At 68.4% G+C, this 12,758-nt stretch carries 11 protein-coding genes; 2 read left to right on the forward strand and 9 right to left on the reverse strand.

Annotated elements, in window-relative coordinates; translation table 11 throughout:
- Positions 1-671 precede the first annotated feature (671 nt).
- The 3 genes from AB0C82_RS00005 to thyX form a co-directional block, all read right to left on the reverse strand.
- Positions 672-2,357, reverse strand: coding sequence for a ribonuclease J (locus AB0C82_RS00005; RefSeq protein ID WP_362834494.1), 1,686 nt, complete (start codon positions 2,355-2,357; stop codon positions 672-674).
- A gap of 130 nt (positions 2,358-2,487) precedes the next feature.
- Positions 2,488-3,387, reverse strand: a complete 900-nt coding sequence (gene dapA, locus AB0C82_RS00010) for a 4-hydroxy-tetrahydrodipicolinate synthase (protein WP_362834496.1) — start codon at positions 3,385-3,387, stop codon at positions 2,488-2,490.
- A gap of 152 nt (positions 3,388-3,539) precedes the next feature.
- Positions 3,540-4,277 (reverse strand): FAD-dependent thymidylate synthase, encoded by a 738-nt coding sequence (gene thyX / locus AB0C82_RS00015; RefSeq protein ID WP_362834498.1) that lies wholly within the window; start codon positions 4,275-4,277, stop codon positions 3,540-3,542.
- Positions 4,278-4,464: 187 nt separating this feature from the next.
- Between thyX and AB0C82_RS00020 the strand changes: the two genes are divergently transcribed.
- Together AB0C82_RS00020 and AB0C82_RS00025 are read left to right on the forward strand one after the other, a co-directional pair.
- The gene (locus tag AB0C82_RS00020) at positions 4,465-4,704 is read left to right on the forward strand and encodes a hypothetical protein (RefSeq protein WP_362834500.1); all 240 of its coding nucleotides are present in this window, start codon (positions 4,465-4,467) and stop codon (positions 4,702-4,704) included.
- Positions 4,705-4,798: 94 nt separating this feature from the next.
- A complete protein-coding gene (locus AB0C82_RS00025; RefSeq protein WP_362834502.1) occupies positions 4,799-5,350 on the forward strand; it encodes a hypothetical protein in 552 nt (183 codons plus the stop codon).
- Between the two features lie 125 nt (positions 5,351-5,475).
- On the opposite strand, the gene AB0C82_RS00030 is transcribed toward AB0C82_RS00025, so the two are convergent.
- From AB0C82_RS00030 to eccD, 6 genes are all read right to left on the reverse strand, one after another.
- Positions 5,476-5,949 carry a tetratricopeptide repeat protein gene (locus AB0C82_RS00030; protein WP_362834504.1) on the reverse strand — a complete coding sequence of 158 codons (474 nt, stop codon included), beginning with the start codon at positions 5,947-5,949 and terminating at the stop codon, positions 5,476-5,478.
- 14 nt (positions 5,950-5,963) lie between these two features.
- On the reverse strand, positions 5,964-6,716 hold the full coding sequence (gene dapB / locus AB0C82_RS00035; protein ID WP_362834506.1) for a 4-hydroxy-tetrahydrodipicolinate reductase: 753 nt from the start codon (positions 6,714-6,716) through the stop codon (positions 5,964-5,966).
- Positions 6,717-6,740: 24 nt separating this feature from the next.
- Entirely contained in the window at positions 6,741-8,120 is a 1,380-nt protein-coding gene (locus AB0C82_RS00040; RefSeq protein WP_362834508.1) for a pitrilysin family protein, read from the reverse strand.
- On the reverse strand, positions 8,117-10,330 hold the full coding sequence (locus AB0C82_RS00045) for a polyribonucleotide nucleotidyltransferase (RefSeq protein ID WP_362836936.1): 2,214 nt from the start codon (positions 10,328-10,330) through the stop codon (positions 8,117-8,119). Before AB0C82_RS00045 ends, AB0C82_RS00040 begins: the two co-directional genes overlap by 4 nt.
- 271 nt (positions 10,331-10,601) lie before the next feature.
- The gene (gene rpsO, locus AB0C82_RS00050; protein WP_185298166.1) at positions 10,602-10,892 is read right to left on the reverse strand and encodes a 30S ribosomal protein S15; all 291 of its coding nucleotides are present in this window, start codon (positions 10,890-10,892) and stop codon (positions 10,602-10,604) included.
- A gap of 196 nt (positions 10,893-11,088) precedes the next feature.
- Positions 11,089-12,591: a type VII secretion integral membrane protein EccD gene (gene eccD, locus AB0C82_RS00055; protein WP_362836938.1), complete on the reverse strand. Its 1,503-nt coding sequence runs from the start codon at positions 12,589-12,591 to the stop codon at positions 11,089-11,091.
- Positions 12,592-12,758 lie beyond the last annotated feature (167 nt).

Genomic DNA, 12,758 nt, shown 5'->3' on the forward strand with positions numbered 1-12,758 from the left:
TGTGTTAAGCACGCCGCCAGCGTTCGTCCTGAGCCAGGATCAAACTCTCCGTGAATGTTTTCCCGTAATCGGGACGACACACACGAGAGCGGAACGACCGAGTCGGAATATGACCGGTCGTTCACAGCGTCCTCGCTAGTGTTGCCTACCCGCACCCGAAGGCCGGAGTAGGACTTTTCAAAGGAACCACCAACCTGCCGAAGCAGGCCGGGGTATCAACATATTTGGCGTTGACTTTTGGCACGCTGTTGAGTTCTCAAGGAACGGACGCTTCCTTCGGTCCCGTTTCACCGGGGCCCTCCGGGCGCTTCCCTTCGTTCTTGCGTTTCCGACTCTATCAGACTCTTTCGTGTCCGATTCCCGGTCGAAGCGGGTTTCGCTTTCCAGTTCTTCGCTTTCGCGTTTTCCCTTTCCGGCGGTTCCAACCTTACCAGACTCATTTCGTTCCGTTTCCGGTCCGAATTTGATTCCGGCGGCCTGTTGGAGGGCCTTTGCCTTTCGGCGAACCCGACTTTATCAGAGATTCTGAGTCGGAATTCCCGCCCCGTTCGAGTGCTCCCAGCGCACGAGTGCGCGCGGTGCTTCCCGGTCAGGCGGAGCCGTAAACGTACTGGAGCGGGGCGCCCCGATGCAAATCGAGGCGCCCCGCTCCGTGTTGGTGCAGGTCGGGGTCAGACCTCGACCACGACGGGAAGGATCATCGGGCGCCGGCGGTAGGTGTCGGAGACCCACTTGCCCACCGTGCGACGGACCAGTTGCTGGAGCTGGTGCGGCTCCATGACGCCGTCCTGGGCGGACTTGTTGAGGGCGTCCTGGACCTTCGGGACGACGGCGCTGAACGCCGCGTCATCGATGCCGGAGCCCCGCGCCTGGATGTGGGGGCCGCCCACGATCTTGCCGGAGGAACTGTCGACGACGATGAAGACGGAAATGATGCCCTCGTCGCCGAGAATGCGGCGGTCCTTGAGAGAGGTCTCGGTGACGTCGCCGACCGAGAGGCCGTCGACGTACACGTATCCCGCCTGGACCTTGCCGACGATCTTGGCCTTGCCGTCGATGAGGTCGACGACGACGCCGTCCTCGGCGATGACGATGTGGTCCTTGGGTACACCGGTGAGGGCGCCCAGTTCGGCATTGGCCCTGAGGTGGCGCCATTCGCCGTGGACCGGCATCAGGTTCTTCGGCTTACAGATGTTGTAGAAGTACAGGAGCTCGCCGGCCGAGGCGTGGCCCGAGACGTGCACCTTGGCGTTGCCCTTGTGGACGACGTTGGCGCCCCAGCGGGTCAGACCGTTGATCACGCGGTAGACCGCGTTCTCGTTGCCCGGGATGAGCGACGAGGCCAGGATGACCGTGTCACCCGGGACGATACGGATCTGGTGGTCGCGGTTGGCCATCCGGGACAGCGCCGCCATCGGCTCGCCCTGGGAACCCGTGCAGACCAGGACGACCTCGTCGTCCGGCAGGTCGTCGAGGGTCTTCACGTCCACGACGAGGCCGGCGGGGACCTTGAGGTAGCCGAGGTCACGGGCGATGCCCATGTTCCGGACCATCGAGCGGCCGACGAAGGCGACCCTGCGGCCGTACTCGTGGGCGGCGTCCAGGATCTGCTGGATCCGGTGCACGTGGCTGGCGAAGCTCGCCACGATGATCCGCTTCTGGGCGTTCGCGAACACCGTGCGCAGGACGTTGGAGATGTCCCGCTCGGGCGGCACGAAGCCGGGGACCTCGGCGTTCGTCGAGTCCGAGAGGAGGAGGTCGATGCCTTCCTCGCTCAGCCGCGCGAAGGCGTGCAGGTCGGTGAGCCGGCCGTCCAGCGGAAGCTGGTCCATCTTGAAGTCGCCGGTGGCGACGACCAGGCCCGCGGGGGTGCGGATGGCGACCGCGAGGGCGTCCGGGATGGAGTGGTTGACCGCGATGAACTCGCAGTCGAACACGCCGATGCGCTCGCGCTGGCCCTCGGTGACCTCAAGGGTGTACGGGCGGATCCGGTGCTCCTGGAGCTTCGCCTCGATCAGTGCGAGGGTCAGCTTGGAACCGATCAGCGGGATGTCCGGCTTCAGGCGCAGCAGGAACGGGACGCCACCGATGTGGTCCTCGTGCCCGTGCGTGAGGACGATGCCCTCGATGTCGTCGAGACGGTCCCGGAGGATGGTGAAGTCCGGCAGGATCAGGTCGATGCCCGGCTGCTCCTCCTCGGGGAAGAGGACTCCGCAGTCGACGATGAGCAGGCGGCCGCCGTACTCGAAGACCGTCATGTTGCGGCCGATCTCCCCCAGGCCGCCGAGCGGGGTTACGCGCAGGCCGCCCTTCGGGAGCTTCGGCGGGGTACCGAGTTCGGGATGCGGATGACTCAAAAGACTCTCCTTACCACGCACGCCACGTACCGCTGAGGGCACGTGGCGCGCATGTCATTCGTGCACTTGCTGTTGTCTGGGATGGTGCTGTCGCGAGTTCTCCTCGCGTATTCAGTTGTGAAGTCAGTGGTTAGAGCTCTACCCCGCCGGCAGCCAGATCGATCTTGAGCTGCGCCGTCTCCTGGGTGGTGAGTTCCACCAGGGGGAGGCGGAGCGGACCGGCCGGCAGACCCTGCAGGGTGAGCGCGGCCTTGGTGGTGATCACGCCCTGCGTGCGGAACATCCCGGTGAAGACCGGGAGCAGCTTCTGGTGGATCTCCGTGGCCTTCTGGACGTCGCCGCCGAGGTGGGCCTCGATGAGGGCCCGCAGATCGGGGGTGACGACGTGGCCGACCACCGAGACGAAACCGATGGCGCCGACCGACAGCAGCGGGAGGTTCAGCATGTCGTCGCCTGAGTACCAGGCGAGGCCGGACTGGGCGATGGCCCAGCTGGCCCGGCCGAGGTCTCCCTTGGCGTCCTTGTTGGCGACGATGCGGGGGTGCTCGGCGAGCCGAACGAGTGTCTCTGTGTCGATCGGCACACCGCTGCGGCCCGGAATGTCGTACAGCATCACGGGGAGGCCGGTGGCGTCCGCGATCGCGGTGAAGTGCCGCAGGAGGCCTTCCTGTGGCGGCTTGTTGTAGTACGGCGTGACGGCGAGGAGGCCGTGTGCGCCGGCGCGCTCCGCGGCGCGGGCCAGCTCGATGCTGTGCCGGGTGTCGTTGGTTCCGATGCCGGCGACGACGTGTGCCCGGTCGCCCACGGCTTCGAGGACAGCCCGTACGAGCTGGTCTTTCTCCGCGTCGCTGGTGGTCGGGGACTCACCGGTGGTGCCGTTGATGACCAGGCCGTCGTTGCCTGCGTCCACCAGATGGGCGGCGAGCCGCTGGGCGCCCTCGAGGTCGAGTGCGCCGTCCGCCGTGAAGGGCGTGACCATAGCGGTGAGGACCCGCCCGAAGGGGGTCTGCGGAGTGGAGATCGGAGCCATGGGTAACACGCTACTCGTTGCTCGGAGCGCCGTGTCCCCTCGGGGGGACGAGGAAGAGGAGCCCGGCACTGCCTGCTCGGGGGTTCAAGCAGTGCCGGGTCCGTTTGATCAGCCTAGATGAACTTCACGAAACGCCGCAATACGGACACCGCTTACGGGGCGACCCGTCCATTTTTGTTGAAGGCCGCATGAGTGAGCGGCATGAGCTGCGCCCAGTGCGCTTCCATCTGCTCGCCGACCATCTCGATCTCGCGCTGCGGGAAGGACGGGACCTTCGCCAGCTCGTGCTGGGTGCGCAGGCCGAGGAAGTGCATCAGCGAGCGGGCGTTGCACGTGGCGTACATCGACGAGAACAGGCCGACGGGGAGCACCGCGCGGGCTACCTCGCGGGCCACTCCCGCGGCGAGCATCTCCTGGTACGCGTCGTACGCCTGGCGGTAGGAGTCCTCCATGGCGCGGCTGGTCAGCTCGTGCTGCGCCTGGGTGCCCGCGACGAACTCGTACTTGCCGGGGCGTCCCTGCTGGATGAGCTTGCGGGACTCGCCGGGTACGTAGAAGACCGGTTCCAGCTCCCTGTAGCGGCCCGATTCCTCGTTGTACGACCAGCCCACGCGGTGCCGCATGAACTCGCGGAACACGAAGATCGGGGCGCTGATGAAGAAGGTCATCGAGTTGTGCTCGAAGGGGCTGCCGTGGCGGTCCCGCATGAGGTAGTTGATGAGCCCCTTGGAGCGCTCAGGGTCCTTGGTGACCTCTTCCAGCGACTGCTCGCCGGCCGTGGAAACACGGGCCGCGAAGAGCACGTCGGAGTCACCGGCGGCGTGTTTCACCAGGTCAACGGTGACATCGCTGCGGAAGCTGGGCTTTGTGGGCTCGGGGGTCTCGCTCACCGGCGGGGGTCCTTCCAATTGCGTCGCTCGGGCGGCGCCCACTCTACGGGGGTGCGCCGACAGCGACGGCCGGACGGCCCGTACGGTGAAATCTTCGAATCATTCGGCGATTCGGGGCACCGATCGGGGCTTCCGTGCGTCTGACTCGTTAGCAGCACCCGTCCCATAGTTCAAGGAGAGCTTCCTCATGTTCCGCCGGCGTGAATCCGTCCCGTTCTCGTTCGTTGCCGAGGCCGACCGATTCCGCAGCAACGTCACTCCTCCGCCCCCTGAGCGGGCCAGCGTCTCTCAGCTGGCCGGCCGTTCCCTCGTGGGACTCGTCGTGGTCGCCGGACTGGCCGGCTCGCTCCTCTTCGGCCTTCCGGCCCTCGACAGCGACCACGGCCCGTCACACAGCCAGAAGTCCGAGGCGTCCCGCAACCGCTGACTCGTACGGACCCCCTGGGGTGGTCCGGTCGGTAGCGTCCTCGGTAGCCTCACCGGGCACAGCAATCGAGCGTGCTTGTGAGTGAGGATCAGTCGTGCCCCTGCCCTTCCTGACGGCCGACCGCGCATTTGACGCGGGCGCAGAGGACATCGCGCTGCCGTTCGACGACCACGACAGCTGGCGGCGACCGTACCGCCCGGGACCGTGGCGGGTCGCGGCAGCGGCCACCCTGTTGTTGCTTGCCTCGTTCGTCCTGCTCGCGGGGGTCATCACCGCCGCGGCCGGGGAGCTTTCCGGGGCGAGCCTGTGCCTGGGACTCGCCGCCGTGGTGATCGCGTGCGCCCTGCGGCTGCTGCGCGTCGGCGCGTGGGTGAGCCGGCACGGGGTTCGCCGGGTGGGCTTCTTCCGCACGACGACGGTGCGGTGGGAGCGCGCGGCGGCGGTGCGTACGGTCCAGCAGCCGGTGAAGTGGCTCGGGCTGCCGCGGACGGTGCAGGGTCAGGCGCTGATCGTGGTGCGTCAGGGGGGCGAGACCTTGCCCCCGCTGGTGACGGACCACAACGCGGACTTCCTGGCGCGGGCCGAGGCCTTCGAACGGGCCACGGACGCGATCGAGGCCTGGGGCGACGAGTACCGGCGCGGCTGAGGGCCGGGTCGGCTGTTTTCCTCAATAAGCCGGACGGGCTTGCTTGTCGCCCGTCCGGCTTCGTCATTTCTCCGGGCTCGCCGGGCTCGCCCGTGCTGCTCGTCCCCTCGGACCGAGGGACGGCCTCAGGAGGCCGAGGGGCTCGGCACGGCAGGCCGCGGCTTCGCCCGGTGCAGGGCGATGGCCCGCTGCATGGCCTTACGGGCTCTGGGCGTGTCTCTGGCGTCCTGGTAGGCGACGGCCAGGCGGAACCAGCAGCGCCAGTCGTCCGGGGTGTCTTCGGTTTCCTCACGGCGGCGTGTGAACACGGCGTCCGCGGAGTCCCGGTCGATCCGGCCGGACGGGGTCCGGAGCAGTTCGTCGACCGGGAGGCCGCCCTCGGCCTCCAGTTCGGCGGCCAGGGCGTTGGCCCTGCGGACGAACTGCGTGTTCTTCCAGAGGAACCAGACACCGATCACCGGCAGGATCAGGACGGCGACGCCGAAGGTGACCGTCAGCAGGGTGCCGTGCCGTATGAGCAGGACGCCACGGCTGCCGGCCAGGACGAAGTAGAAGACCAGGACGGCGGCGGTGACGGCGTAAGTGATCTTTGCGCGCATGGGTGAGGGCTCAGTCAGTTCAGGTCGAGGAAGTGTTCCAGCCCGAACGTGAGGCCGGGAGTGTTCACCACACGTCGGGTGCCGAGCAGGATGCCCGGCATGAAGCTGCTGTGGTGCAGGGAGTCGTGCCGGATGGTGAGGGTCTCGCCCTCACCGCCGAGAAGGACTTCCTGGTGGGCGAGGAGACCGCGGAGCCGGACGGAGTGCACGGGGACACCGTCCACGTCCGCGCCGCGGGCGCCGTCCAGGCTCGTGGTGGTGGCGTCCGGCTGTGCGGCCATGCCGGCCCTCTCCCGGGCCGCCCCGATGAGCTGGGCGGTGCGGGTGGCGGTCCCCGAGGGCGCGTCGACCTTGTGGGGGTGGTGCAGCTCGATGACCTCGACCGACTCGAAGTAGGGGGCCGCCTTCTCCGCGAACTTCATGGTGAGGACCGCCCCGATGGAGAAGTTCGGAGCGATGAGCACCCCGGTCTCCGGCGAGCCGTCGAGCCAGGTGGTGAGCTGCGCGAGCCGTTCGTCGGTCCAGCCGGTCGTGCCGACGACCGCGTGGATGCCGTGCCGGACGCAGAAGTCCAGGTTGCCCATCACCGATGCGGGGGTGGTGAGCTCGACGACCGCCTGGGCCCCGGCGTCCGCGAGGGTCTCCAGCTTGTCGCCGCGGCCGAGTGCGGCCACCAGCTCCATGTCGTCGGCGGCCTCGACGGCTCGTACCGCCTCCGAACCGATCCGTCCCTTGGCACCGAGAACGGCTACGCGCAGCTTGCTCATGTGTCTGCTTCCTTACGAGGAGGGTTAGGAGACCGCTTCGTGCAGGCGGTCGGCCTGCTTGTCCTTGAGCGGACCGATGACGGAGAGCGAGGGACGGTGGCCCAGGACCTCGCTCGCCACCGCCCGGACGTCGTCCGGCGTGACGTCGGAGATCCGCTTCAGCATGTCGTCGACCGACATCTGCTCACCCCAGCACACCTCGCTCTTGCCGATGCGGTTCATCAACGCGCCGGTGTCCTCCAGGCCGAGGACGGTGGAACCGGAGAGCTGGCCGATGGCGCGGCTGATCTCCTCGTCGTCGAGGCCGCCGGTCGCGACGCGGTCGAGCTCGTCGCGGCAGATCTTGAGGACGTCGTGGACCTGGCTCGGCCGGCAGCCCGCGTACACGCCGAAGAGTCCGCAGTCGGCGAAGCCCGAGGTGTACGAGTACACGCTGTAGGCGAGGCCGCGCTTCTCCCGTACCTCCTGGAAGAGGCGGGAGGACATGCCGCCGCCGAGTGCCGTGTTGAGGACGCCGAGCGCCCAGCGGCGATCGTCGGTCCGGGCCAGGCCGGGCATACCGAGGACGACGTGCGCCTGTTCCGTCTTGCGGTTCAGGTGCTCCACGCGGCCCGCGGTACGCAGGGTGCGGGAGCCCTCGCGGGGCGTCATCGGGACCGCGTCTGTACGGGACAGGGCGCCGGCGCGCTCGAAGGCCTTGCGGACCTGGCGTACGACCGTGGCGTGGTCGACGTTGCCGGCGGCGGCGACGACGAGGCGCGTCGGGTCGTAGTGCTTCTTGTAGAAGCGGGCGATCTGGCCGCGGCTCAGTCCGTTGACCGTGTCGACGGTGCCGAGGACGGGCCGGCCGAGCGGGGTGTCGCCGAGCATCGTGTGCGCGAAGAGATCGTGCACGCAGTCGCCCGGGTCGTCCTCCGTCATCGCGATCTCTTCGAGGATGACGCCGCGCTCGGCGTCGACGTCCTCGGAGGTGACCAGCGAGCCGGTCAGCATGTCGCAGACGACGTCGATGGCCAGCGGCAGGTCAGTGTCGAGGACCCGCGCGTAGTAGCAGGTGTACTCCTTCGCCGTGAAGGCGTTCATCTCGCCGCCGACCGCGTCGATCGCGGACGAGATGTCGAGGGCACTGCGCCTGGCGGTGCCCTTGAAGAGGAGGTGTTCGAGGTAGTGGGTCGCGCCGTTCAGTGCGGGCGTCTCGTCGCGCGAGCCGACGTTCGCCCAGATGCCGAAGGTGGCGGAGCGTACGGAGGGCAGGGTCTCGGTGACGATCCGGAGGCCGCCCGGCAGGACGGTACGACGGACTGTGCCGATGCCGTTGGCGCCCTTGATAAGCGTTTGGGTACGGGCGACGGCCCGCGCCTCCGAGGAGGTGCGGGCCGTCGTCACGGAACTACGGGACGTCACTTGTCGGTGTCGTCCTTCTCGTCGGCCTCTTCGCCCTCGATCACGGGGATGAGGGAGAGCTTGCCGCGGGAGTCGATCTCCGCGATCTCGACCTGGACCTTGGAGCCGACCGCGAGCACGTCCTCGACGTTCTCCACGCGCTTGCCACCGGCAAGCTTGCGGATCTGCGAGATGTGCAGCAGGCCGTCCTTGCCGGGCATGAGGGAGACGAAGGCACCGAAGGTGGTGGTCTTGACGACCGTACCCAGGTAACGCTCGCCGACCTCCGGCATGGTCGGGTTGGCGATCGCGTTGATCGTGGCGCGCGCGGCCTCGGCCTGCGAGCCCTGCTGGGCACCGATGTAGATGGTGCCGTCGTCCTCGATCGTGATGTCGGCGCCGGTGTCCTCCTGGATCTGGTTGATCATCTTGCCCTTGGGGCCGATGACCTCACCGATCTTGTCCACCGGGATCTTGACCGTGATGATCCGCGGGGCGTTCGGGGACATCTCGTCCGGAACGTCGATGGCCTCGTTCATGACGTCCAGGATGTGCAGACGCGCGTCACGGGCCTGCTTCAGCGCGGCGGCCAGGACCGAGGCGGGGATGCCGTCGAGCTTGGTGTCGAGCTGGAGCGCGGTCACGAACTGCTTCGTACCGGCGACCTTGAAGTCCATGTCGCCGAACGCGTCCTCCGCACCGAGGATGTCGGTGAGGGCGACGTAGTGCGTCTTGCCGTCGATCTCCTCGGAGATCAGACCCATGGCGATACCGGCGACGGCGGCCTTGAGGGGCACACCGGCGTTCAGCAGGGACATGGTGGAGGCGCAGACCGAACCCATGGACGTCGAGCCGTTGGAGCCCAGCGCCTCGGAGACCTGGCGGATCGCGTACGGGAAGTCCTCGCGCGACGGCAGCACCGGCACGATGGCGCGCTCGGCGAGCGCTCCGTGGCCGATCTCGCGGCGCTTGGGCGAGCCCACGCGGCCGGTCTCACCGACGGAGTACGGCGGGAAGTTGTAGTTGTGCATGTAGCGCTTGCGGGTCACCGGGGAGAGGGTGTCCAGCTGCTGCTCCATGCGGAGCATGTTCAGGGTGGTGACGCCGAGGATCTGCGTCTCACCACGCTCGAACAGCGCCGAGCCGTGCACGCGCGGGATGGCCTCGACCTCGGCGGCCAGCGTACGGATGTCCGTGACGCCGCGGCCGTCGATGCGGACCTTGTCCTTGATGACGCGCTCGCGGACCAGCTTCTTGGTCAGCGCGCGGTAGGCACCGGAGATCTCCTTCTCGCGGCCCTCGAAGGCCGGGAGGAGCTTCTCGCCCGCGATCTCCTTGATGCGGTCGAGCTCCGTCTCGCGCTCCTGCTTGCCGGCGATGGTGAGCGCCTTGGCGAGCTCGGTGCGGACGGCGGAGGTGAGCGCCTCCAGGACGTCGTCCTGGTAGTCGAGGAAGACCTGGAACTCGCCGGTGGGCTTGGCAGCCTTGGAGGCGAGGTCGGACTGGGCCTTGCAGAGCGCCTTGATGAAGGGCTTCGCGGCTTCCAGACCGGCGGCGACGATCTCCTCGGTCGGGGCCTCGGCACCGTCCTGGACGAGCTGGATGGTCTTCTCGGTGGCCTCGGCCTCGACCATCATGATCGCGACGTCGCCGTCCTCGAGGACGCGACCGGCGACGACCATGTCGAAGACGGCGTCCTCGAGCTCGGTGTGCGTCGGGAACGCGACCCACTGGCCCTTGATCAGGGCGACGCGGGTGGCGCCGATCGGGCCGGAGAAGGGCAGGCCCGCCAGGATCGTGGAAGCGGAGGCGGCGTTGATCGCGACCACGTCGTACAGGTGGTCGGGGTTGAGCGCCATGATCGTCTCGACGATCTGGATCTCGTTGCGCAGGCCCTTCTTGAAGGAGGGGCGCAGCGGGCGGTCGATCAGGCGGCACGTGAGGATCGCGTCCTCGGAGGGGCGGCCCTCCCGGCGGAAGAACGATCCGGGGATCTTGCCGGCGGCGTACTGCCGCTCCTCGACGTCCACCGTGAGGGGGAAGAAGTCGAGCTGGTCCTTGGGCCTCTTGGAGGCGGTGGTGGCCGACAGCACCATGGTGTCGTCGTCCAGGTACGCGACGGCGGAGCCGGCGGCCTGCTTGGCGAGGCGGCCCGTCTCGAAGCGAATCGTGCGGGTGCCGAAGGTTCCGTTGTCAATAACGGCCTCGGCGTAGTGGGTCTCGTTCTCCACTAGTGATTTCTCCATACTCGTCGTCTTTCGTCCTCCCGCCCGTGTGGCGGGGGGACGGTACGGAGAAGCGCTCCTTGAATGCGGGCCGGTCTTCGATCGAAGCACCCGGGCGTTGTCCCGGGGGCCACTACCGAGGACCGGCGGAGGCTGGAGGGCGCTCCTCCTCGTTCTGGTGTTGTACGTCCAGGTTACTGAGCTTGACCCCGGTCCCGCACGTACAGCAAAGGGAGCGGCCCCCTAGAAGGGGGAACCGCTCCCTCTCACAGCGTCCTTACTTGGCGCCGCCGGCCGCGCCACGGCGGATGCCGAGGCGGTCGACGAGCGCACGGAAGCGCTGGATGTCCTTCTTGGCAAGGTACTGCAGGAGGCGGCGACGCTGGCCGACCAGGATCAGCAGACCACGACGGGAGTGGTGGTCGTGCTTGTGCAGCTTGAGGTGCTCGGTCAGGTCCGAGATCCGGCGCGAGAGCATGGCGACCTGAACCTCGGGGGAACCGGTGTCGCCCTCCTTCTGCGCGAACTCGGTCATGATCTGCTTCTTCGTTACGGCGTCGAGCGGCACGCGGTACTCCTCTTGGTGTTCGAAGCGCCCACGAGTGCCCCTGGTCTGGTTCTCAGGGGAGCTTGTGTGACTCGGGAGCGAAGGTCCGATGAGCGCAGCCCCCAGAACGAACCGGGAACGCGTACACAAACGGCCACCAGTCAGAGTATCAGCCCGTCCGGGGCGCTCCGGACGGGCTGTCCCTCTGTGCGGCGTTCTAGCTGGTGAGAGCGCGGATCGAGGTGTAGACGTCGAACACCGCGAGGCAGAGCGGCACGAGGGTGAGCAGGACGCACGCCTCCGCGATCTCCAGGAAGCGGCCCCAGAACGGTGCGACGCCCTTGCGCGGCACGATCAGGCCGATGGCGGTGATCAGTGCGGCGACGCAGGCGATCGCCGCGGCGAGCCAGACGGTGCGGATGTCGAGCGCGGTGGTGTCGCCCCGCAGTGCGTCGCGCACCATCCCGAGGGGCGGGTTGAGGCTGAGCCCGAGGCCGAGGAGTACGAGTGCGCCGAAGCCCGCGGCCAGGGCGCAGCCGACCTGCGCCGTGTACCGGAACAGGTGGGCGCGCATCAGCATGGCGATACCGGTGGCGAGGGCGAGGAGCTGCCCCCAGAAGCCGTCCGAGAAGCCGAGCACGGCGGCGGCGCCCACGGCCACCAGGGCGCATCCGCCGACCAGGCCGACGAGCAGCTCGTGACCCCGGCGTGCCTGAGCGGCGATGCGGACGGCGTCGACCGGGCCCTGCGGAGCGGGGTCGGCCGTGCCGTAGTCGCCGACGGTGGTGCGCGGCGGCTCGAAGCCGATGGGGAGGCGGGCGAAGCGGGTGGAGAGGCCGGGCAGGAAGGCGAGGACGCCCACGGAGAGCGGTGCGCACACGGCGGCCGTCTCGACGGGCTCCATGTCCGTCAGGATCGCGGTGAACGTCACCAGCAGGCCGACGGCCGCCGCGAAGACGAACGCGACGAAGAGACCGTCGCCGCCGGGGGAGGCGATCATCAGGATCACGGCCGCGACCAGTACGGCGGCGCAGGCGAGCAGGAACTGGAGCCTGCCGATGCCCTGTCCGCCGCTCGTCGACAGGAGACCCGAACCGGCGACCGCCGCGTTCGTCAGAGCGCCGATGCCCAGTGCGACGGCCGAGCCGCGGTCGTCGTACACCCGCGCGCGGACGCAGGCGACGGCGAGGAGCAGGACGGCGGTGACTCCGGCCAGGACGCCGGAGAGCCCGTGCATGTCGTGCCGGGGCTCGGAGGTCCAGAGCACGAAGGCGATGAGCGTGAGCAGCACGGAGCCGCCGAAGAGCCCGGCGCCGCGCATGAGGGCGTCGCCCCACAGCGTGCGGTCGCGGGCCACGGCCGAGGCGACGGCGTCGGAGACGTCGTCGAAGACCGCGGGCGGCAGGGACTCGGAGAACGGGCGCAGCGACAGCAGCTCGCCGTCGAGGATGCGCTGGGAGGCCAGCGTGCGCCCGCCGTCGAGGACGGTGCCGTCGCGGCGTACGAGGTGATAGCCGACCGGGGCGCCCTGCTCGGGACTCTGCCCCGACAGCCGCAGGATCTCCGGGTACAGGTCGGCGACCGAGACGTCCTCGGGCAGTGCCACGTCGACGCGGCTGTCGGGCGCGACGACCGTGACCCGGCAGAATCCGGTGCTGTTGCTGGACGGAGCCCCGGGACCCGGCCGACCGGATCCGGTGGCTGCCGCTTGGGCCGTCATGGTCACCTGCTGCTCCCCCATTTGCTGTCTTGTCGCGCTGGCTTGCCCAGCTGTCTTGATCTTCTGTTCTCGTGCCGGTTCCGCACCCCGGGAGCACCGCGTCGCCGTGCGTCCCGAATGACCGATTTTTTGCGGTAGTTAGCGGATGCGTACACGCGTCGCGACAC

The organism is Streptomyces sp. NPDC048560, from assembly GCF_040650955.1.
In the GTDB taxonomy this organism is placed as follows: Bacteria; Actinomycetota; Actinomycetes; order Streptomycetales; family Streptomycetaceae; genus Streptomyces.

What these genes read in the sequence shown, in the direction of transcription:
- eccD (WP_362836938.1), bottom strand. Translation starts at nt 12,591, where the DNA reads ATGACGGCCCAAGCGGCAGCCACCGGATCCGGTCGGCCGGGTCCCGGG.
- dapA (WP_362834496.1), bottom strand. Translation starts at nt 3,387, where the DNA reads ATGGCTCCGATCTCCACTCCGCAGACCCCCTTCGGGCGGGTCCTCACC.
- AB0C82_RS00030 (WP_362834504.1), bottom strand. Translation starts at nt 5,949, where the DNA reads ATGCGCGCAAAGATCACTTACGCCGTCACCGCCGCCGTCCTGGTCTTC.
- AB0C82_RS00020 (WP_362834500.1), top strand. Translation starts at nt 4,465, where the DNA reads ATGTTCCGCCGGCGTGAATCCGTCCCGTTCTCGTTCGTTGCCGAGGCC.
- dapB (WP_362834506.1), bottom strand. Translation starts at nt 6,716, where the DNA reads ATGAGCAAGCTGCGCGTAGCCGTTCTCGGTGCCAAGGGACGGATCGGT.